The 21,840-nt window shown below is 35.6% G+C and carries 17 protein-coding genes; all 17 read left to right on the forward strand.

The window, feature by feature from the left end:
• Positions 1-106 precede the first annotated feature (106 nt).
• The 17 genes from D5281_RS01700 (at position 107) to D5281_RS01780 (ending at position 21,822) form a co-directional block, all read left to right on the forward strand.
• Positions 107-1,654, forward strand: coding sequence for a glycosyltransferase family 39 protein (locus tag D5281_RS01700; RefSeq protein ID WP_160558401.1), 1,548 nt, complete (start codon positions 107-109; stop codon positions 1,652-1,654).
• Positions 1,642-3,141, forward strand: coding sequence for a YfhO family protein (locus D5281_RS01705; RefSeq protein WP_160558402.1), 1,500 nt, complete (start codon positions 1,642-1,644; stop codon positions 3,139-3,141). Before D5281_RS01700 ends, D5281_RS01705 begins: the two co-directional genes overlap by 13 nt.
• Positions 3,138-4,652, forward strand: coding sequence for a hypothetical protein (locus D5281_RS01710; protein WP_160558403.1), 1,515 nt, complete (start codon positions 3,138-3,140; stop codon positions 4,650-4,652). The genes D5281_RS01705 and D5281_RS01710 overlap by 4 nt, the downstream gene beginning before the upstream one ends.
• A 93-nt stretch (positions 4,653-4,745) precedes the next feature.
• On the forward strand, positions 4,746-6,218 hold the full coding sequence (locus tag D5281_RS01715; RefSeq protein ID WP_160558404.1) for a hypothetical protein: 1,473 nt from the start codon (positions 4,746-4,748) through the stop codon (positions 6,216-6,218).
• A 124-nt stretch (positions 6,219-6,342) separates the two neighbouring features.
• Positions 6,343-7,035, forward strand: a complete 693-nt coding sequence (locus D5281_RS01720; RefSeq protein ID WP_160558405.1) for a glycosyltransferase family 2 protein — start codon at positions 6,343-6,345, stop codon at positions 7,033-7,035.
• Positions 7,036-7,413, forward strand: coding sequence for a DUF2304 domain-containing protein (locus D5281_RS01725; protein WP_160558406.1), 378 nt, complete (start codon positions 7,036-7,038; stop codon positions 7,411-7,413).
• A gap of 60 nt (positions 7,414-7,473) precedes the next feature.
• A complete protein-coding gene (locus D5281_RS01730; protein WP_160558407.1) occupies positions 7,474-8,364 on the forward strand; it encodes a glycosyltransferase family 2 protein in 891 nt (296 codons plus the stop codon).
• Complete coding sequence (locus D5281_RS01735; protein ID WP_160558408.1) at positions 8,339-9,562, forward strand: glycosyltransferase; 1,224 nt, start codon at positions 8,339-8,341, stop codon at positions 9,560-9,562. The genes D5281_RS01730 and D5281_RS01735 overlap by 26 nt, the downstream gene beginning before the upstream one ends.
• 542 nt (positions 9,563-10,104) lie before the next feature.
• Positions 10,105-12,339, forward strand: a complete 2,235-nt coding sequence (locus tag D5281_RS01740; RefSeq protein ID WP_160558409.1) for a glycosyltransferase — start codon at positions 10,105-10,107, stop codon at positions 12,337-12,339.
• Positions 12,340-12,375: 36 nt separating this feature from the next.
• Complete coding sequence (locus tag D5281_RS01745) at positions 12,376-13,179, forward strand: ABC transporter permease (RefSeq protein ID WP_160558410.1); 804 nt, start codon at positions 12,376-12,378, stop codon at positions 13,177-13,179.
• A gap of 13 nt (positions 13,180-13,192) precedes the next feature.
• Positions 13,193-14,494, forward strand: coding sequence for an ABC transporter ATP-binding protein (locus tag D5281_RS01750; RefSeq protein ID WP_160558411.1), 1,302 nt, complete (start codon positions 13,193-13,195; stop codon positions 14,492-14,494).
• Positions 14,494-15,261, forward strand: a complete 768-nt coding sequence (locus D5281_RS01755) for a methyltransferase domain-containing protein (protein WP_160558412.1) — start codon at positions 14,494-14,496, stop codon at positions 15,259-15,261. The genes D5281_RS01750 and D5281_RS01755 overlap by 1 nt, the downstream gene beginning before the upstream one ends.
• Before the next feature lie 13 nt (positions 15,262-15,274).
• A complete protein-coding gene (locus tag D5281_RS01760) occupies positions 15,275-17,200 on the forward strand; it encodes a glycosyltransferase family 2 protein (RefSeq protein ID WP_160558413.1) in 1,926 nt (641 codons plus the stop codon).
• A 13-nt stretch (positions 17,201-17,213) separates the two neighbouring features.
• Positions 17,214-18,326, forward strand: coding sequence for a DegT/DnrJ/EryC1/StrS family aminotransferase (locus D5281_RS01765; RefSeq protein WP_160558414.1), 1,113 nt, complete (start codon positions 17,214-17,216; stop codon positions 18,324-18,326).
• 26 nt (positions 18,327-18,352) lie between these two features.
• Positions 18,353-19,300 (forward strand): NAD-dependent epimerase/dehydratase family protein, encoded by a 948-nt coding sequence (locus D5281_RS01770; RefSeq protein WP_160558415.1) that lies wholly within the window; start codon positions 18,353-18,355, stop codon positions 19,298-19,300.
• Complete coding sequence (locus tag D5281_RS01775; RefSeq protein WP_160558416.1) at positions 19,293-20,000, forward strand: class I SAM-dependent methyltransferase; 708 nt, start codon at positions 19,293-19,295, stop codon at positions 19,998-20,000. Before D5281_RS01770 ends, D5281_RS01775 begins: the two co-directional genes overlap by 8 nt.
• On the forward strand, positions 19,990-21,822 hold the full coding sequence (locus tag D5281_RS01780; RefSeq protein ID WP_160558417.1) for an ArnT family glycosyltransferase: 1,833 nt from the start codon (positions 19,990-19,992) through the stop codon (positions 21,820-21,822). Before D5281_RS01775 ends, D5281_RS01780 begins: the two co-directional genes overlap by 11 nt.
• Positions 21,823-21,840: the final 18 nt, after the last annotated feature.

Here is a 21,840-nt window from a genome sequence, read left to right on the forward strand (position 1 = left end):
ATATTGATTCAATTTGGAGCTGCAGGATAAGTTTGGAAGTAAACTCCCAAACTCTTTATCAGTGGCAGTATCGCAAACAAAGCTTGCGATATGCAGGGGTATAAAAATGGCAAAAAAGTTGACTTATTTTTATTTGATACCAATGGGAATTGTGCTGTTTATGGACAGTTTGTTCAGTCTGCTGAAAACCACATATTTCGAACTGTATCTGGTCAATGAGGTGCCGTCCTATAAAAGAGATCATCCACTTCTACTCCTTGCTGTTTTGCTCATAATGGGAGCAGTATCGCGCCAGATCAACAGGTATCTTTCGTATCACAAAAGTGCAGGAAAAAAATTAGCTTTCATTTCCTGCCTTTGGTCCGGAATGGTCAGTTCGTTTTTTGTATTGCTTTTCCGGTGCGGTGTGGTTTGCGACAGTGCATTTTTAAGTGAATACGCGACAGAGTTTATGGAAGGAAACTATGAGGCCCTTGCAGGAGGGTCTTACCTTGGTTATTATCCTTTTCAGCTTGGCATGGTTGCATTCCTGGAATTGGTTTACAGGCTGTTTGGTGCGGAAAATTATCTGGCTTTTCAGTTTATCAATGTGACAGCTATCCTGCTGATTATCCATTATCTACATAAAATCACCTGGGAATTGTTCGAGGATGAGAGGGTAAGGATATGGGAGGAAATTATTTCCATGGGAATGCTGCCCCTGTTTCTTTATGCTACGTTTGTATATGGGGATGTGGTTGGGATTGCCTGTGGGACAGGAGCGGTTTATTACGGTATCCGGTATATTAGAAGTGACAGGTGGAATTATTTACTGCCGGCAGGTATACTGCTTATGCTGGGAACAATTGTTAAATCCAATACAACCATATTTCTTCTGGCAATTGTGATTGCACTGTTTTTAAAAATACTGGAAAATAGAAAGTGGAGTATGATACTGTGGATCATAGGAATCGTTGTCTTGTCCCAGGTGGGTGTTTGGACGATAAATAGTGTTTATATACAGAGAGCAGGAATTGATAAGCTTGGGGAGGGAGCGCCTAAGGCAGCCTGGATTGCAATGGGGCTGCAGGAGGCGAAAGAAATAGATAATGGCTGCGGCTGGTATAATGGATACAATATGAATGTATACGCAGATAACGGCTTTGATACGGAGGCGGCAGCAAAAGAGAGCATGGAAAGTATCCGGGAATCGTTAAAAAGATTTGTACATAATCCACAGCATGCGGTATACTATTTCTATAAAAAATTTGTATCCCAGTGGAATGACCCAACTTTTCAGTCAATGATTGTAAATGAATGGTATAGCAGATATTCAGTTCGATCTGAGCTGGCGGATTTTTTCATTTATGGAACAGGACGGAAATTGTTGTCACATCTAATGAATGCTTACCATTTGATTGTCCTCCTATGCAGCACAGCAGGGTGCATATATGTGATAAAAAATTGGCGTCTGGAAAGAGCCTATCTGCTTTTAAACGTTTTTGGCGGGTTTTTGTTCCATATGATATGGGAGGCAAAGGGCAGATATATATTGGGATATTTTACGCTTTTACTTCCGATTGCGGCGGCAGGGCTGGTGTATATTTTTCAGGCAGCCTGTGATTTATCTGAACAGAGGGGAAAGTGGAAAAGGAAAGACGCATGGATAGATTAAAAACCATAAAATTTTGGTGGATTACGGTTTGTCTGGTGTTGTTGTTCAGCGTGGCGCCTGTTTTTGGGATAGGCCTTTATAGCCACAGCAGTGCAGATGATTATTCTTATGGCACGCAGACAAGGGCAGTATGGGTGGATACGCATAATGTAATAGAGGTGCTTAAGGAAGCGGGACGGAAGGTACGGACCATTTATCTGGAATGGCAGGGCAGCTATGCGGCGGTGGCCTTGTTTGCGCTTCAGCCTGCAGTTTTTGGGGAGCAGTTTTATCCGCTCACCACTTTTATCATTTTAGGGTTATTTCTCTTTTCCGTATTTTATTTTTTTAGAAAAGTCGTAAAGAGGGTGTTTCATGGGGATGGGCGGATTGCAGATCTTGTTTCAGGCGTGGCGCTGTTATTGTCCATACAGATGCTGCCATCGCCAGTGGAGGGCTTTTTCTGGTGGAATGGCGCCAGTTATTATGTGATTTTTTATTCGCTGATGTTGATACAATTGGCCAATTTGTCCGCTATCATTTGGGAGGACAAGTGTAATTTGAAGCAGTTGACAGGCCTTCTGGCTTTGGCAGTGTTTATTTCAGGAGGAAATTACATTTCAGCGCTGCTTACGGCGGAACTTACGGCCTTCCTTTTGATTTACGCTCTTTATAAAAGAAAGAAGGTATCTAGGAAGGCAGCCCTGGTGATGCTTGTAACGATAGTCCTTTTCCTTGTAAATTGCCTGGCACCGGGGAATGCGGTGCGGCAGTCATCCTTTGAGGCCTGGCCGCCGGTCAGGGCAGTGCTGTATTCTTTCCATGAGGCTTATCACTATATGGTGGAGTGGACAAGCCCTCTTGTAATAGCCGGAATGTTGTTCTTATTCCCTTTTTTGTGCCGCATTCCAGTTAAAAGCAAGTTAAGAGATATATGGTCTTTGGGCGCTGTTTTGGGATTAGAGTTTTCGGTCTTTGCATCCTCTTTTACGCCTACTTTATATGCCTATGGCGGGGCTGGAGCAGGACGCATACAGAATATCAGATATTTTTTGTGGATTCTTATCTGTATAGCAGGGGAATTTACTGTGATCTGTACCGTTAGAGGTATAGCGGGGTCTTGCGAGAATGAAAATCAAATAACAGCATATCTGAAAAATACATATTTAAAAGATATGTATTCTAAATATGCAGTTTCTTATTTTATAATGGTGGTGTTGATGGCAGCTTTCTTTGCCGGGAATTCGATTTTAGCGGACGATACCCAGGATATGGTCTGTGTATCTGCCGCCAAGTCGCTTTTGTCAGGGGAAGCCAGACAATATGACAGGGAGGCAAAGGCGCGGTTGAAAAAGCTTTTGGGAGAGGAAAGTGTGGTCGTATTAGAGCCCTATTCCAGTGTCCCGGAGGTATTGCGCTCGCAGGATATTACGAAAGATTCTACAGATTGGGTCAATACAGCGGCAGCCCGTTTTTACAGAAAAGAAGAAGTGCGTGTAGGAGAATGAGGTTTAAGATAGCAGATATAAATAAACAGAAAAAAACGGAATACATTCTTATGGCAGCAGTATTTCTGGGATATCTGGCTCTTAACGGAATATTGCTTGTATGCCACGAGCCGTGGCGGGACGAGGCAAATGTATGGCTGATGGCCAGAGAATTATCACCGATGGGACTGCTAAAGGAAATAAAATACCAGGGACACCCATGCTTGTGGTATTTCTTATTGATGCCTTTTGCAAAGGCAGGACTGCCGTTTAGAACCATTGGTTTTGTCAGCTATGCCATAATGGCGGTGACCGCAGGATTGTTTTTGTACAAGGCGCCTTTTTATAAACCAATAAAGGCAATGGTGCTGTTCAGCCCTGCCTTTACTTACTATTATGCAGTGGTTGCCAGAAACTACTGCCTGATTGCGCTACTGTTAATTTTACTTGCAATATACTATCCCAAAAGAAATGATAGATGTATACGGTTTGGTCTGCTTTTGGGGCTGTTGGTGCAATCGGATGTGATAGCATTGGCGGAGGCAGGCGTTATATCGTGTTTTTGGCTGGGAGAAAACCTTAGGCAATGCAATAAACAAAAGACAATGACGCCATTATGGAATATTTTAAAAGGAATTTGGATACCGCTGGTCAGCTTCCTGTTATTGATTATACAGTTCTATCATGTCTCCGACAGTCCGGTGTTTGAGGTAAGCAGATTTGGAAAGATGGAGCTGCTTAGGGAGATGAAAAACTTCTCTTACCAGATTTTGGAACGGCTGTCAGGAAGGGGTCAGACCTTTTGTTTCATTTTCATTCTTTTGTCCATGGGGCTTATGCTTTTTATTTCTTTCCGTCTGAGGAATATCCAGGCTGTGGCGGTGATGATGTCGGCTTATTTATTTCAGGCGGCTTTCAGCGTGATGGTATACCAGCTTCATATATGGCATTTCCTGTCGCTTTGCTTTGTGTTTATATGGACATTATGGCTTATGTATGAGCAGAGGGGAGAAAAGCAGGAAAAGGCAGAGATAACAGGGGCTGCACTGTGCGGACTTCAGGTATTGTTGCTTGTGCTATCTGTATGTATGTTTATCAGATGGAACGCCAAGGAGGAAAGCTCCGGTTTAGCCAATGTCCTTTACGGAAGCTATTCGGACGGAGGTGGTGCTGCGGGATATATCAGAGAAAATATAACGCCGGATGAGCTGATTGTCAGTGTGGATGTAGCCAGAGCATCTACCGTGGCAGCATATTTGCCGGAATATAATTTTTACTATGCGGGAAATGGTCAGAGGGAAAGCTATGCGGATTGGAGCGAGGAACAGAGCAAGAATATCACATTTGAGGAGCTGGAGACATGGGTTCAAAATAATTTTCCGGATAAAAAGAAATTTTATCTTTTAGAATCTCAAAACTCCTGTTTAGGGGATTTGGAGGGGGAGCTGGGGAAATACCAGATCTTATATAAGACTGCGGAGAAGACAGCCATGAGGGAAGAATATACTATTTTTCAGATTGACATGCCATAATATATTTTCTATAATTGTTATGTTGTTTACTTATAGAAGCATTTGCAAATAGGATGATGGAATTTTTGATAGATATACGGAGAAAAATAAGATATGTCAATTAGTTCAAAAAGGGAAAAGGCAGTGAATATTGCAATACAGGCCGGGATTGTGGTATTCCTGCTTTTCTTTTTTATCAGATTGTGCCCGCTGGTGGTGTTTGACTGTGATGACTGGCTGTGCCTTGGCGCCTACCGTCTTCCGATACCCCGCTGGAAGGAATGGGAGCCTACAAGAATTATGCCGGGAACCTTAATGCCTGTTGCAGGCTGGATGGCCGCCCATATAATATATCCGATTTGTGGCGATTATGTATATTCTGTTACAATTATCTCATCATGTATCATTACGTTCCTTATAGTGGTAATGTGTATTTGCTTTCAAAAAGTCTTAATTGTCCGGGCTCAGATGCCAGCTTGCACGGCTTTAATGTGTGAAATTTTGTTCCTTGTATCATTTTTTGCTATTTTCAGGAACAGAGGAACAAGTCAATGTATGTTTACTGCGGCTGACTTATGTTGCATTTATTATTATACTATGTCGGGAGTCCTTAATGCTATAGTTGTCTTGTTGCTTCTGCAATGGAAAGATGTGACAGAAAAATTTCTGTCATGGAATCTGATTCGGAAAACAGGCTTCTGCATTTTGGTATATTTTGCGCTATTTTCAAATTTGTTTCATTCGGCGATAACAGCAATTTACGCGGGGGCTGCTTTGCTTTTTGCTCTATATCACTGTAAGGACAGCTTTAAAGAATTTGTCAGAAAGAATATGGCTTATCTTTTTATTTTAGCTGGCTGGGGAATTGTTCTGGTGCTTGAGATAACCAGTGGACGAGCGGAGGTTGTAGGAGGAGAAAGCGGTCTTAACCTTGCACTGTCAGTGCAACAATTGATTGCAATTCTTTTAGGGCTTTCTAAACGCTTTGTGGTGGTTATTTTATTGTTAGCTGTCGGAATTGCGCTCCTGCTGGGCAAAAGACGGCTTGAGGGACAGGGTGAATTTGCAGACATATTTGCAATGCTGCTATGTAACGGGATTTTGCTTACAATATTTCTTTTACTTTTAAATTCTAAGACAGCCTATATGAGCAGAATCGATGCATCCTGGGGCATATGGTTCTATCTGATTGCAGCAACGGTTGTGATGGCGGCGTATATAGCGAAATCGCTTCCGCTTATGACAAAGTTATTACCGATTGCAATTCCGATCTGTGTGATTGCAACCGCGCTTCCGGACGGGAAGTTTCTTATGAGTACGCGGGAGCACACAGACTATCAAACCTGTATACAGCTGAATAAATATGTAATAAATCATATTATGGAGGCAAGCCAGGAAGGAAAAGAGGAAATTGTAATTAGGATACCTGATCATTCTGAAGATTTGAGGAGCCTTACTTATAATGAAGCTTTAGGAATTACGGTTGCGGATTGCTTGTATATACAGGGAATTATTGAAAGAAAACCGGATGTCAAGACAGTTCTTGACAAGGAAATGAGTGATTCGGATGTGGTTTGGCCGGAGTAGTAGTCTTGGAAAATGGCGGCTTTTCGTTGCACATTTTATATGATTTTGGTATAGTAAAAATAGCCTGATTTAAGACTGCAGATAGGCAATATAGTATGATGTTATAAGGAATTGGTTGTAATGGATGAAGTGTTTGATTATAATACCGGCTTATAATGAGGCTGACAATATTGAAAAGGTAGTGGATAATATTATAAAAAACTATCCACAATATGACTACGTGGTAGTGAATGACGGCTCTACGGATGCGACCCGTAAAGTTTGTAAGACAAGAGGGTATAATCTGCTTGAACTGCCTGTGAATGTAGGGCTGGCGGGAGCCGTTAAGAGCGGGATAAAATATGCCAATTATTATCAATATGAATATGCAGTACAGATTGATGGGGATGGACAACATGATCCCGCTTATATTGCCGATATGCTGGAGGAAATGAAAAGGAATGACGCTGATATCGTCATTGGCTCAAGATTTGTAGACGAAAAAAAGCCCTTTAGCTCAAGAATGTTTGGCAGTAATTTAATCAGTCTGGCGATTTGGATCACAACAGGTAAGAAGATCCGGGATGTCACCAGCGGTATGCGTTTATTTAATAAAAAAATGATCAAAAAATTTGGCTATCAGATGAATTACGGACCGGAGCCGGATACCCTGGCATTTTTACTGAATTGTGGCGTGAAGATATGTGAAGTCCAGGTAAGCATGCAGGAGAGGACAGCCGGCACCAGTTACTTGACGATGGGACGTTCCATCAGTTACATGATGCATGTGCTTTATGGGATATTGGTTTTTCAATGGTTTAGAAAGAGGGAACGATAAATGTCAATCATGCTTCGAACAGCGCTGTTAATTGTGGCGGCCTTTAGTATCGTTTGGATTATAGCAAGGATACGAAGGTCTAAGGTCAGACTGGAGGATACACTATTCTGGGTTGGAACAGGGGGGATATTGGCTGTGCTTGGACTGTTTCCTCAGGTATCCTATCGAATGGCAGATGCTTTAGGAATTATTTCTCCGGCTAACTTTGTATTTTTAATCATGATTTGCTTATTGTTTGAAAAGGTGTTAACACTTTCTATTATACATTCCCAGCTGGAGGACAAGTATGTAACAATGGCGGCGGAGATGGCGCTGCGCTGTAAAGACTTGGAAGAACAGGTGGAAGAGTTGAAAAAGGCGCAGGAAGACAAAAATTAAGATAAAGGCTGTGTATGTGCCAGACAATGCTTATGCAGAGCCTGGCGTTAGGTGAAGGACTTGGAAACAGGGAAAAAAATATGTTTTGTGATATTACATTATAATGCCATAGAAGCTACCAGAAAATGTATTAAATCCATCATGGGTTTGGAGGGAGCAAAGAACATATACATTGTCGTTGTGGATAATGCTTCCCCTAATCAAACAGGCAGAATTTTGTGGGAAGATTATCGCGAGAATGAAAATATGGCTGTCATAATAAAAGAAAGTAATGACGGGTTTTCGGTGGGAAATAATGAAGGATGTGACTATGCAAGAAGAAGGTGGGATCCGGATTTTTTAGTAGTTACGAATAATGATATAGAATTTGTTCAAAAGGATTTTGCCATAAGGATTCAAAAAGAGTATGCAGAAAATACTTTTGCAGTCATGGGACCGGATATATACAATCCTGTCAGGAAGATACATCAAAGTCCAATTGCGGATAAACCGCCGGATAAAAAAAGAGTGAACCGTACTATTTTTTTGAATGGAATGATGCTGGGCGTTTATCCAATTATATATCCTTTTATGAAGGCATATTTCAGGCGTCAGGAACATGGTACCAGTGCGCAGGGATATCAGGAATATAAAGAAAATGTGTGTTTGATGGGGGCATGTCTTATTTATTCAAGAGAGTATATGGATATGCGGGATAAAATATTCGACCCGGAAACAGTTTTTTACTATGAGGAAAATATCCAATCATTATGGTGTATACACCACAAAAAAAAGACAATTTATCAACCGAAGCTTACAGTAATGCATTTTGAAGGAGAAGCAACCAAAACGGTAAGCGGGCAGGAAAAGGACAGGATCAGATTTCGTATGAAAAATATATTGAAAGCAGCGAAAGTGTATAAACGGTTTTTGGCGGAGATAGAGCATGAAAAAGAAATTGGTGCAGATTAATACTGTTTGCAATACCAGTACAGGGCAGATCATGCACGATATCCAGGTAGCTGCTGAGAATAGGGGATATGGAACGATTTCCTTTGTGGGAAGGCGCAAGGTGTATACGGATGTAAAATGTGAGAAATTCGGAAATGCAGTTTCATTTTGGATGCATGTTATTTTAAACACTTTATTTGACCGGCAAGGATTTGGCTCCTATTTTGTTACGAAGAGGTTATTAAAGAGGCTTAGAGAAGAAAAGCCGGATATAATTCACCTGCACAATCTTCATGGATATTATTTGAATCTCCCGTTGCTATTTCAGTACCTTAAGGACGAATTTCAAGGGGAAGTATATTGGACATTTCATGATTGCTGGCCGTTTACAGGTCATTGCCCGTATTTTGTGGCAGCGGCATGCGAAAAGTGGAGGAGAGGATGTTGCCACTGCCCTCAGAAAAACTTATATCCCATAAGTTACTTTTGGGATGGGTCAAAGCGAAATTATAATCAAAAGAAGAAAATGTTTACGGCCATTAGGCATTTGACTATTTTGGCACCGTCAGAATGGATGGCTGGGCTGATCAGAGCTTCTTTTTTTCATGATAAAAGAATAGAAGTAGTTCATAATGGAATTGACTTAAAGGTGTTCAGACCTTGCCGGGAAGAATCGGAAATGAATCAAATCTTGGAGAAGCATAATATTTCTGCTGATAAAAAGATTTTGCTTGGAGTTGCCAGTGTGTGGGATAAACGGAAGGGGCTGGATACCTTAGAGGAATTAGCAAAACATATATCGGATGCATATGTCATTGTGGTTGTAGGGGTAAATAAAAAGCAGTTAAAGAAATTACCGGAAAAAATGAGGGGAATAGAAAGAACCGAAAATAAAGAGGAACTTAGGATTCTTTATTCGGCGGCAGAAATTTTTTTGAATCCTTCTTTGGAGGAGTCCTTTTCTCTGGTAACGGTGGAGGCTATGGCATGTGGAACGCCGGCTATCGTGCTTGGGACAAGTGCAGTGAGAGAACTGGTGAATGAGAGATGTGGAATAGTACTGGAAAAGAACGAAATAGGGGAGTATTTGAAGGCGATTAAAAAGATTGAAGATATGGATTTAGATGTGGAAATGGTGGCCGAAGAGGCTGGGAAATATAGTAAGGATAGGATGGTTGGGGAGGTTTTGAGGGTGTATGGAAGTAGAACTGATAAATAATTTTTGGTTTTGTGAAGTTAGATGATATGGTAATTTGACTAAAAAGTCGAATAATGATATTGTAAATAGGTATATATGGATGGGTAGGAAAGTGTATGGATAAAAGGTTTCCAAAAGTATCAGGATAAATTTAATAATATTGATACCTAGAAGTTATAGGAGAGAAAATAAAAGTAATTTTAATAGTGTATTTATATGAACAATAATATGAGTGATGTTTAGGATTTAACAAAGGCATAATTTGCGGGTGATAGAAGATTATGTGCAATTCCACAGGAGAAGGTTTGATAGTTAAAGCAAGTGCTTTTGAGCATATTGGTTGCTTTTTTAATATCTAAAATTATATGAATGTAAGAATAACTAAATAATATCTTATTTTTGTGTATCTTGTAGAAGTATGCCAATATTGGAATGTAAAAAACAGATTTTTAGATTGCGGAATGATATACAAATAAAGTTTATCATTGCTTATTATGATAGATTTAAGGAAAATGAACAGGGATAGATAGTAGATTTGATAAAGCTTTTAAAGGAGAAAAAGAATGCGGATGATACATTGGGTGTTAAAGAAAATTTATAAAGCAATGTTCTTTGCGCCAATTAAACCAATAGCAGAGAAAATAGACAGTTTCTTAGAAAAACATGGAGGTGCATTATATCGTGTTACAATAGGGAGAGAGAAAAATCTTATACATTATGGTAACTCAGGTAAATGGAAGTATGATGAAACATTTGAGAATATGCGCTGGACATATGAAAGTGAATTGAAAACAGAGTATAATCCTTTAGTCTCTGTTATTGTACCAAATTATAATCACGAACCATACTTAAGAGAAAGGCTGGACAGTATATATAATCAAACATATAAGAACTTTGAAGTATTATTACTTGATGATTGTTCTAATGATGGTAGCAGAGATATATTGGAAGAATATGCAAGGATTCATAAAGAAAATACAACTACAATATTTAATGAAAATAATGTTGGAAAAGTGTTTAAACAATGGAATAAAGGTTTACAAGCAGCAAATGGGGAGTTGATTTGGATTGCAGAGAGTGATGATTATTGTGAAGGTAATTTTCTAGAAGAAATGGTTAAAATGTTCCGCTATGAATCATTAATGCTTGCTTTTGCAAGAAGTGAGTTTGTTCAAGATGGTAAGAAAATATGGTCTACTGAGGGATATATGGCAGATACTCCATTTTTTAAATGGAATAAACCATTTATTATGACCGCAGCCCAGATGGTAAGGAATGGTTTTGCATATAAAAATATGATTCCTAATGTAAGTAGTGTGGTATTTCGTAGTATTGAAAAATTCCCAGAAGAAATAGAAAATATCTGTGAAGATTTGTTGCTTTGTGGAGATTGGCTATTTTATTTAAGTATTATGAAGGGAGGGACAGTTGCTTATACAAATGAGACAACAAATTACTACCGCATCCATGAAAAGAGTACGTCTCTAAAGATTCAGAAAACATTTCGTTATTATGAGGAATGGGAAATTGTTGGAAAGTATATAGCTCGTAATTATATAGTAAAAGAAGAAACCTTTGAAAATGTTTTAATATGCTTAAGGAAGCATTATCAAGCAGTGCAGGAAACAGATGATGATGATATTGTTGAACAATATTATCATGTAGAAAGTATTAACTTGGAAAAAGAAAAGAGGAATCCTAATATATTAATGGGATGTTATGCCTTAATTTCTGGGGGTGGAGAAACTTATCCACTATATTTAGCTAACGAAATGAAGCATCAAGGACTAAGTGTCACATTACTCAATTTTAATATGGAAAGGAGCGATAACAATATAAGAAAAATTTTACATGGTGAGGTTCCTCTTGTAACAATAAAATCTATGGATTATTTTAATCGAATTGTTAACTTGCTGGGAGGAGATATAGTACATTCTCATCATGCTTCGGTAGATGTTGCCGTTTCAAGATGGATTGCGAGTAATGAGATTGGATGTAAACAATTGGTATCATTGCATGGAATGTATGAAGCTCTTGAAGAAAAAAATAGACAGGATGTTTTGGCGGTAGTTACTAAAACATGTAGTTGCTTTGCGTATACAGCAGATAAAAATTTAGAATCATTTATCCAAAATAATTATTATTTTCCGAATAAAGATAAGTTTGTTAAAATTGATAACGGACTTCCTGAATTGGAAATAACGGGTAATCGAATTAAACGTGAAATGTTAGGAATAGAAGAAAACGCTTTTGTATTATGTTTGGTAAGCCGCGGAATTCCAGAAAAGGGATGGGCAGAAGGGATCAGGGCAGTAGAATCGGCTCGAAAAAGATGTATTAGACCAATACATTTGATTATAATTGGTGATGGAGAAATAAGAAATAAACTTGAAAGAGAAACATCTTCTAATATTCATTTTATGGGAGTTCAACAAAATATTAGGGATTATTTTTGTATTTCAGATATAGGATTTTTACCATCAAGATTTCCAGGTGAAAGTTATCCGCTAGTGGTGGCGGATAGTTTAATATGTGGAAAACCTGTCTTGGCAACAGATATAGCTGAAATACATAATCAGTTAATGGACGAAAGTGGAGAATTAGCAGGAAAATTAATTTCTGTGCAAAATTGGGTAATTAATGAAACTGAGATGGTGGAGGACATTGTTGAACTTGCAGAAAATCAGGAAATATATAATATTTTACAATCTAGGACAGTTTCTGCAAGTAAAAAATTTAACATTACAAATGTAGTACACAAATATTTAAGATTGTATCAAAATTGTAAAATAAGCTAAATATATATTGACTAGATGGTTATGAGGAAAAAGAAAATGTTAAATAAATTAATTGGATTTTTGATAGATATTTGGCGGGAAAGAAAAACAATATTAGATTTGGCAAAAAATGATTTCAGAGCAAAATATACAAATTCAATTTTAGGTATTGTGTGGGCTTTTGTTGTGCCGTTCTCTACAATTCTTATTATGTGGTTTGTATTTGAATTTGGCTTTAGATCTGTGCCTGTAGATGATGTCCCTTTTATCTTATTTTATATTCCAGCGTTTTTGGCGTGGAATTATTTTTCGGATGTGTTCTCATCTGCTAGTGGATGTTTGTGGGAGTATAGCTATATGATTAAAAAAATGTGTTTTCGAGTTAGCGTTCTTCCAATTGTAAAATTGATTTCAGCAGGATTTGTTCATATGTTTTTTATTTTTGTAATTTTTGTTATGTTTGGCCTTTATGGATATAAAGTTAGCATTTATAATTTTCAAGTACTTTATTATTTTTTATCAATGGATATTTTGTTAATGGGTTTAACTTGGCTATGCTCAGCGTTAGCAGTATTCTCTAAAGATATCAGTAATGTGATTTCTGTCATATTGCAGGTGGGGTTTTGGGCAACACCAATCGTATGGGTGCCCAATAATTTGCCAGAAAAGGTAAATATTATTTTAAAGTGTAATCCTATGTATTATATATGTAATGGTTATAGAGAAAGTTTTATTTATCACAAATGGTTTTGGGAAAATAAAGCGGAATGCTTTTATTTCTGGGGAATTACAGTAGTTGTATTTGTTATTGGGGCTAATATGTTCAGAAGATTAAGACCACAGTTTGCAGATGTAATGTGAGTTGGGAGAGAAAATGAACGATATTATGATAGATGTAAAGGAAGTTACCAAGATATATAAAATATATAATAGAACGCGGGATAGGATCTTGGATGCTGCTTTTCCGTTTTTGCATATAAAGCATACAGATTTTTATGCGCTTTCTCATGTTTCCTTCCAAGTGCACAAGGGAGAGATCGTAGGCATTATTGGCAAGAATGGAAGTGGGAAGTCAACCATTTTGAAAATTATAACTGGCGTGCTGATTCCTTCAGGAGGAAGCGTGATAGTGAATGGTCGTATTTCTTCTATCCTTGAATTGGGAACAGGTTTTAATATGGACTATACCGGTATAGAGAATATATATTTGAATGGAATAATTTTGGGGATTTCAAGAGAGGAAATGAAAAAAAGAATTCCTCAAATACTAGAGTTTGCGGATATTGGTGATTTTGTTTATCAGCCGGTTAAAAATTATTCTAGCGGTATGTTTGTGCGTTTGGCTTTCGCTGTGGCAATTAATGTAGATCCTGATATTTTGATTGTAGATGAGGCTTTGGCAGTAGGGGATACTGCCTTTCAGGCAAAATGTATGGCTAAAATGGAACAATTGATGAAAAGTGGAACTACGATTTTATTTGTTACACATGATATGAATACGGTTCGTACATTGTGCAAAAGATGTGTATATCTTGAAAATGGAAGGATATTATCAGAAGGGCCGGCTGCAGAATTGGCAGATTTATATTTGCATAAAACAAGAGTCAGTATGAATCAGGAGCATCTTGAGATTATGGAACGACAGAAAGAGATTCAGAAGGAGAGAAAAGGAAAAAATATAGATTATAATAATGAATTCGCACGGAAGGTGGATATTTTCAGAGAGGGAACAGGTGAAGTGAGATTTATAGCTTGTAAAGTGTTTAATGAAAATGGTAAAGAAGAGTATTATATAAAGTACAATGAGAAAGTAACTATTGAAATGCAAATAGAATTCTTTGAAGATATAGAGGTCGGATTGGGATATCATATACGTGATAATAAAAATATGGAACTATTAGGTTCAACTTTAGCATTAGAAAAAATAGGAAAGGGGGTAATAAAGGGGAAAAGAGGAGAAAGATTTCGTATTAAGTTTAGAACATTGTTACCTATACTTGAAGGGGTATATAATATTATGCTTGTCATGTCTGTTCCAGTTATAGCAAATAAAACGGTATTATTTGTGGATTTGGTAAATAATGCTGCCATTTTTGAAGTTGGCGAAAATATAGAAACGAAATTATGGAATAAAGTACACTTAGATAATGAGGTGACGGTTGAAAGGATAAATTAATGTTTTATATAAAAAAAAATAAACGAAAATGTGCAGTATGTCATAACTACCCAGATAAATATGATCCATTAAATTTATATTATGCTCAACAGGAAAAGAAATATGGAGCTGAGCACACTAAAGCGGAATTTTTAAATCGAAAAGAGTATACATGTCCATTTTGCTATGCAACAGATCGTGATCGTTTATGTGTTGCTTTTTTTCGCAAAATATTTGAAAATAAACAGGATAAAGAAGTTAGTTTGCTTGATATAGCACCATCTGCTCCAGTAGAAGATTATTTCAAGAATAATCAACCAGAAGTTATAGTAAAGACAGCAGATATGCTTATGGATGGAGTTGATTATAAAATTGATATTCAGAATATGAAAGAAATTGAAGATGAAAGCTTTGATATGTGGATATGCTTTCATGTATTAGAGCATGTGAAGGATGATAGGAAGGCATTATCAGAGTTATATCGAATACTAAAAAAAGATGGTATGGGAATGCTTCTTGTGCCAATAGACCTTAAAACAAAAAAAATTGATGAAGATCCAAATTGCCCAGAGGAAGAACGATGGAGAAGATTTGGGCAAGGAGATCATGTCAGACGGTATAGTAAACAAGGATTTTTAGATAGAATAAAGGAATCTGGTTTTAGAGTTATAGAAGTTGGTAAAAGTATTATGGGTAAAGAAGTGTTTGAAGAGAATGCGATACCTAAAAGTGCAATTTTATATGTTGTTACGAAAGGGAAGTCGAGATTTGTAGATAAAATAGGATAAGAGTGTATTGGAAATGAAAAATATAAAAGTTTCAGTTATTTTGACATCATATAATCATAGTCCTTTTTTAAAAAAAAGTATTGATAGTGTATTATCACAGTCTTTTCAGGATTATGAGCTTATTATAATAGATGACTGCTCTAGTGATAATTCGTGTGATATTATTGAGTCTTACCATGACGAGAGGATTCAGTTTATTAAACATGAATACAATCGAGGAGGCGGAATAAAAGAAGGAGTTGAGAATTATGCAAAAGGAGAATATATTGCAATATTGCACTCAGATGACTTCTGGAAAGACGAAGATAAGTTGGCAAAGCAAGTTACTTATTTGGATAAACATCAAGAGTGTGCTGCGGTTTTTACTTGGGTTCAGGTCGTAAATGATGACGGCAGTCCTTATGATAAAAAAGAAAGTTTTTATTATAATATTTTTGAGCAATCTAATCGTAGTCGGTTTGAGTGGTTAAGGTTTTTTTTCTTTAATGGAAATTGCTTATGTCATCCAAGTATACTTGTGAGGAAAAATATATATGAAGAAAATGGAGCCATGGAATTTGTATATCCATATAGACAAATTCCAGATTTGATAAGATGGATTAGGCTGTGTTTAAGACATGATATATATATTATTCCTGAGAAATTAACATGTTTTAGAGTTCATGAAAATGAAGCAATAAATACAAGTGGGTTTTCAATTGAAAATGCACAGCGGAATTGTGTGGAGCTATTTTGCTACAACAGACATTTTTTGGAGATAGAGGACGAGGAAGCTTTTATAAAAGTATTTCCGGAATGGTCAGAATATTCGGTGAAAGGGTATTTTAATATTAAATATGCTTTATCTAGAATGTGCCTGCTTTCAACTACAGTAATGTATACCAAATTATTTGGTTTGGCTTTATTGAATGAACTTTTGGTTGATATAAGGGTACGGGATGATTTGCAAAAGTATTATGGTTTTAGTAGATATGATTATCATCAATTAGCAGGTAAATATGATATATTTAACAAATTTTCTTCAGGGATTAAGCAGTTTAGTACATTATATTATAGTGAATCGAATGAATTTACGCTGAAGAATGGAATCCGAGAAGAATATAAATTGTTGGACTCCTATGCATTTAGCTATCATTACTCTGTCATGCTAGATAATATAAGTAGTAATATGTTATATTTTCGTTTTGATCCATCGGAAGAAGTACTTGTCAAATGCAGTATAAACGAATTTAAAGTAAATGGGAAGGAGCTATTATTTCGACCAATCGAATGTATAGAATCCTTTGAGGGAATGGATATTTTTGGAACAACGGATCCAATGTATATAGCAGAAATGTCTGTTAACACCGAGAATGCTACTAATGAATATGACATTGTACTTTCAGGCGAAGTAAAGGCATTGACAAATGAAGAGATTGCGTCTTTATTGTTAAATTATCAGTCTAATAAATTTGAATATTTTAAGTTAACAGGAAAATATGATAAAAAGGATAGGCTGCCTGTAAACCTTATGCAGTTTTGCTCATTATTTTATAGCACAACGAAAGAGTTTGCATCAGAAAAAAGCATTAGAAAAGAATATATGCTTTTGGAGACTCATTCATTTTGTTATGAGTACTCTATTATATTCAATGGTGTTAACTGCAAAAAAATTTATCTTCGTTTTGATCCTTGTGAGGGTATTTTTGTTAAATGTAAAATAAAAGAATTTAAGGTTAATGGGGAAGAAGTAATATATAAACCACTTGAAAGTATAAAAACAGTTGATGGAATAGATATATTTAAAACAATAGATCCGATATATATTGTTGAAATACCTATAAAGAAAAAAATATTGCAATTAAAATTGGATATTATTATTTCAGGAAGTATTCAACTTTTGTCGCATGAAGAAATTGCTTCTTGCATATGTGGCAATAAAAAAAGTTTTAGAATATAGTGGAGATAAATTTATGGATGAACAGATATTAGTTACGAAAACGTCTTTACCTCCGTATGAAGATTATATAAAAAAGATAAGACCCTTATGGGATTCTCATTGGATTACTAATATGGGAATGAACCATAAACTTTTGGAGGAAAAATTATGTGCTTATTTGCAGGCACCATATCTTTCGCTAACAGTAAATGGTCATATGGCCTTGGAACTTGCAATTCAGGCGATGGATTTTCCAGAAGGAAGTGAGGTGATTACAACACCGTTTACATTTATCTCTACAACTCATGCAATTGTACGAAATAGGTTGACTCCAGTTTTTTGCGATATAAAATTAGATGATTATACTATAGATGAAACAAAAATAGAAGAACTAATTACAAAGAAAACGGTAGCAATTTTACCAGTTCATGTGTATGGAAATCTGTGTAATGTAGAAGCAATAGCGCGTATTGCAAGTAAATATAATCTAAAAGTAATATATGATTCTGCGCACGCTTTTGGCGAAACATTGAACGGAAAAGGAATAGCTCATTATGGAGATGTTTCCATTTTTAGTTTTCATGCAACAAAAGTATTTAATACAATAGAAGGAGGGGCTGTTGCATTACATAGTAAAGAAATGCTTGAAAGGTTGTATAATCTTAAAAATTTTGGGATTCGTGGAGAAGAATTGATAGTTAGCGTAGGGGCTAATGCTAAAATGAATGAATTTTCTGCTATTATGGGATTATGTAATTTAGAGTATATATCAGAAAATATTGAATTAAGACGTCAAAAAGTTCAAATTTATGCCGAAGAATTGGCAAATATGGATAGTATAGTTGTACAAAAATACAACCAAGAAGGTGTTACGTATAATTACGGATATTTTCCTATTCGATTTTTAAAGAAGGATATCCGAGATTTGGTTTATAATAAACTAAGAGAGCAAAATATTTATTCTAGAAAATATTTTTTCCCTTTAACTTCTGATGCAAATTGCTTTGAAGGAAAATATAATAATTTGCAATTGACTAATGCAAAAACAGCAGCAAATAATGTCCTTGTATTACCTTTATATCCCGAATTAAATAATTCGATAATTATTAAGATTTGTAAGTTGATTAAAGAATTTTCTATTCTTTAGTTAAATAATTTGGAACGGAGTATGTTATGAAAAAAAAGTGTTTACTAATTGGAGGAGCAGGGTTTATTGGAAAAAGGCTTGCTGCCGGGCTCGGTAATAGCGGATATAATATTACTATATGTGATCGGTTAAATAAGAAGGATATTCCTTTAGATATTGCGGATTATAATTATTTTTACATTGATTATTTTAATGAGAATTTTTCAGATGAAATTATAAAGAATCAGGATTTGATAATTTTGCTTATAAGTAGTATTGGCCCAAGTAGTTCTATAGAGGCATCAGAGAAATGCTATGAAAAAGATATCGTGAGAATGATAGATTTGCTTGAGCAGATGCGCAAATGCAATGTGAGTCGTATGGTGTTTATATCTTCAGGAGGAACTGTTTATGGAAACCAAAAAACGGAAGTTTTGTCGGAAAACATGATAACATCACCTATTAATCATTACGGTATCATGAAATTGACACAGGAAAAAATTCTTTTGATGTATAATGAATTATATGGTATGAAAAATGTAATTTTTAGATTATCCAATCCGTATGGAAAAGGGCAGCGAGCTTCTTCTGGAGTTGGCGTAATTACTACATTTTTGGAAAATATTATTTTTGGGAAAAAAGTTGTTATTTATGGTGATGGAGAGATAATAAGAGACTATATTTTTATAGATGATGCCGTAGAAATGATTCGATTATTTCTTGATAAAGAGGATAGGGAGTATTATGATGTGCCAGTTTTTAATATTGGAACTGGTATTGGAACAAGTATTATGCAGGTAGTAAGAGCTATAGAAGAGATTACAGGAAAAGTAGCCGATATTGAGTATAAAGATATAAGAAATGTGGATGTAAAAAAGAATGTACTTGATATATCTAAGATATTACTTGCAATAGGAAATTATCGATGCCTTTCGTTATTGGAAGGAATAAAAAAATATTATGAAATGAAAAAGAAGGAAGATTTTTATGAGTGATTTTTTACAGAAATTATATAGTAATAGATTTAGTAATAAAGAGATCGAAAAAAAGAATAGGCTTTGGAAATGTGTATGTTCTTATTTTGAAAAATTTTTACCCTCTGTTGATGTTGCAGAGAGGGGAGTGATGGTGGATGTGGCTGCTGGCTATTGTGATTTTATTAACAATATTCAATGTGATTGGCATAAGGTAGCTATTGATGTGAATCCAGATGTTCAGGTGCATGCGGGCAAAGAGGTTAGAGTTATTGTAGATGACATTAAAAGTTTGCCGAAGTATTTTGAAAGGGAATCGGTAGATATTTTTTTTATGAGCAATTTTTTGGAACATATTAGTAAGTCTGATATAAGTATGCTATTTAAAATGGAAAAGGAACTTTTAAAACCCAATGGTGAAATATGGATTTTGACGCCGAATATTAAATATGTCAAAGGGCAGTACTGGGACTTTTTTGATCATATAACGCCAATTACAGAAAAGGCTTTAATTGAAGAAGCGTGTACTCATGGCTTTAGGGTAAAAAAATGTATCAAAAAATTCTTACCGTTTACAACAAAAAGTAAATTACCACAAGCAGGATGGATTGTAAAGTTATATCTTCGATTAATGCCATTAAGTGGCTTTTTTTGGGGAAAACAAAGTTTTTTGATTTTCAAAAAACGAATATCTGAGGGAGAGAAAAAGATTGAAAATTAAAGAAAGACTTAAAAAGAATATAGCGTTGATAGTTGTAGGATTAATCATTGTTTGGTCTTTTTTTATACGACTGACGGATATTATGGTAATACCGATTGCAAATGAACAGCATGCTTTTAGACAGAGTGAGACCGCCATTGTTATTCAAAATTATTTTCATGAAGGATGGAGTTTGTTTCAATATCAAATACCTGTTTGGGGAAAACCATGGACTACCTGTATTTTTGAGTGTCCCATTTATCAAACAGTTGTATACGTGGCTATGAAACTGCTTCATCAAACAGACATTAATTTATGGGGAAGAATTTACAGTATTGTCTTTTTTTACTTATCTGCATGGGTATTAAAGAAGGTAATGGATTTATTTGTAGATAAAAATACTTCTTTATGGATATGTGTCGTATATGTATTATTGCCTTATAACATATATTGGAGCAGGGCGATTCTGATCGACTATATGTCCGTATTATTTGGTTTACTTTATATTTGGGGATTATATGGATGGTTAAAAGAAAAAAAGAATAGTCAATTTATTTTTGGGCTTTTGTTTGGTAGCTTGGGCTACCTTTTAAAGGCTAGTACGATGTTTCCGATAATCTTTTTTCTGGCGTTTTGGATTTTGTATATGCTATTTAGCGAAATAAAGTCGCAAAATCATAAATTATGTATTTTAGCCATTAAAAAATATGTTTTAAATAATTGGAAAAGGTTGTTATTTTTGGGGATTATATGTATTATCCCTGCCCTTATAGGAGCTATATGGATGAAGTATACAGATGTAATAAGGGCAAAATCTATATATACAAATTGGTTAAGTGATTTATCAGGTTGGAATTATGGAACATGGAAACAAAAATTAAATTATGACAACTGGAGAGTAATACTGGAAAGAATATGTGATTTTTTTGGAGGATTTTATATCTTTGCATTACTACTAATCACTTATATTATTAACTGTAACAAGAAAAATATGTTAATGATAATCAGTTGTGCAGGTGCCTGTTTGTTAACGGTATTTACATTATTTAACCTGTTTTACATTCATACTTATTATCTGATATCATTATCACCTTTTATTTGCATATGTTTTGGAGTGATGATATCTGAAATTTATAAAATGCTGAAAGTGGAGAAAAGAATTGGAAATATACTTATAGGAGCACTTGGGGTTTTGTTAATGCATGCTCAAACGACTACGAATGAGGATTATATTCATTGGACATTATATCAAGAAAATACAACAAATGCAAATGTGGGTATTTATATTAATCAAATTACAGAAAGGGATGAGAGGATTCTGATCGAGGGAGAAGACTGGGATCCAACAACATTATATTATGCCGATAGAAAAGGATTCATGCTTCGGAATTTATCAGATAAGGGGGTATTGCGAGAGGATAATTATACTACTCTTGTAGTTCATCATTTGGAATATCTGGCATCTATTATTGAATCGGACGATAATTTAATACAATATCCTAGGTATAATAATGTGTATATATATAAACTTTATGGCCAGGAGGAATACGATAAGATAGAAAGTAAGTGTTTTGAGTATAGTCTTAAGGTAGATAATTATGCGGACAATGTTTATAATATTGATGGTAAGTATATTCAATATATAGAAATTGTTTACGATAGTGTAGATGCTGGCAAGGAAATTCCTATTAGTATAAACGCTGAAGACGGATGGGTACACACGGATAAAATTTATTTACCAGAAAATAGGGATTCTATTTACTATTATATCTATGAGAAGTGTAAAAATCCGGCGTCCATTAGTTTTGGAGAAACGATACAGTTAGAGATGGCAGGTAATTAAAGTAAATAATACTCTAAG

This window comes from Parablautia muri (genome assembly GCF_009917485.1).
Taxonomy (GTDB): Bacteria; Bacillota; Clostridia; order Lachnospirales; family Lachnospiraceae; genus Suilimivivens; species Suilimivivens muri.

Coding starts and splice junctions, on each gene's coding strand:
- D5281_RS01775 (WP_160558416.1), top strand. CDS start 19,293: ATGAGTGATTTTTTACAGAAATTATATAGTAATAGATTTAGTAATAAA.
- D5281_RS01750 (WP_160558411.1), top strand. CDS start 13,193: ATGAACGATATTATGATAGATGTAAAGGAAGTTACCAAGATATATAAA.
- D5281_RS01770 (WP_160558415.1), top strand. CDS start 18,353: ATGAAAAAAAAGTGTTTACTAATTGGAGGAGCAGGGTTTATTGGAAAA.
- D5281_RS01710 (WP_160558403.1), top strand. CDS start 3,138: ATGAGGTTTAAGATAGCAGATATAAATAAACAGAAAAAAACGGAATAC.
- D5281_RS01700 (WP_160558401.1), top strand. CDS start 107: ATGGCAAAAAAGTTGACTTATTTTTATTTGATACCAATGGGAATTGTG.
- D5281_RS01740 (WP_160558409.1), top strand. CDS start 10,105: ATGCGGATGATACATTGGGTGTTAAAGAAAATTTATAAAGCAATGTTC.
- D5281_RS01715 (WP_160558404.1), top strand. CDS start 4,746: ATGTCAATTAGTTCAAAAAGGGAAAAGGCAGTGAATATTGCAATACAG.
- D5281_RS01755 (WP_160558412.1), top strand. CDS start 14,494: ATGTTTTATATAAAAAAAAATAAACGAAAATGTGCAGTATGTCATAAC.
- D5281_RS01720 (WP_160558405.1), top strand. CDS start 6,343: ATGAAGTGTTTGATTATAATACCGGCTTATAATGAGGCTGACAATATT.
- D5281_RS01705 (WP_160558402.1), top strand. CDS start 1,642: ATGGATAGATTAAAAACCATAAAATTTTGGTGGATTACGGTTTGTCTG.
- D5281_RS01725 (WP_160558406.1), top strand. CDS start 7,036: ATGTCAATCATGCTTCGAACAGCGCTGTTAATTGTGGCGGCCTTTAGT.
- D5281_RS01745 (WP_160558410.1), top strand. CDS start 12,376: ATGTTAAATAAATTAATTGGATTTTTGATAGATATTTGGCGGGAAAGA.
- D5281_RS01735 (WP_160558408.1), top strand. CDS start 8,339: ATGAAAAAGAAATTGGTGCAGATTAATACTGTTTGCAATACCAGTACA.
- D5281_RS01760 (WP_160558413.1), top strand. CDS start 15,275: ATGAAAAATATAAAAGTTTCAGTTATTTTGACATCATATAATCATAGT.
- D5281_RS01765 (WP_160558414.1), top strand. CDS start 17,214: ATGGATGAACAGATATTAGTTACGAAAACGTCTTTACCTCCGTATGAA.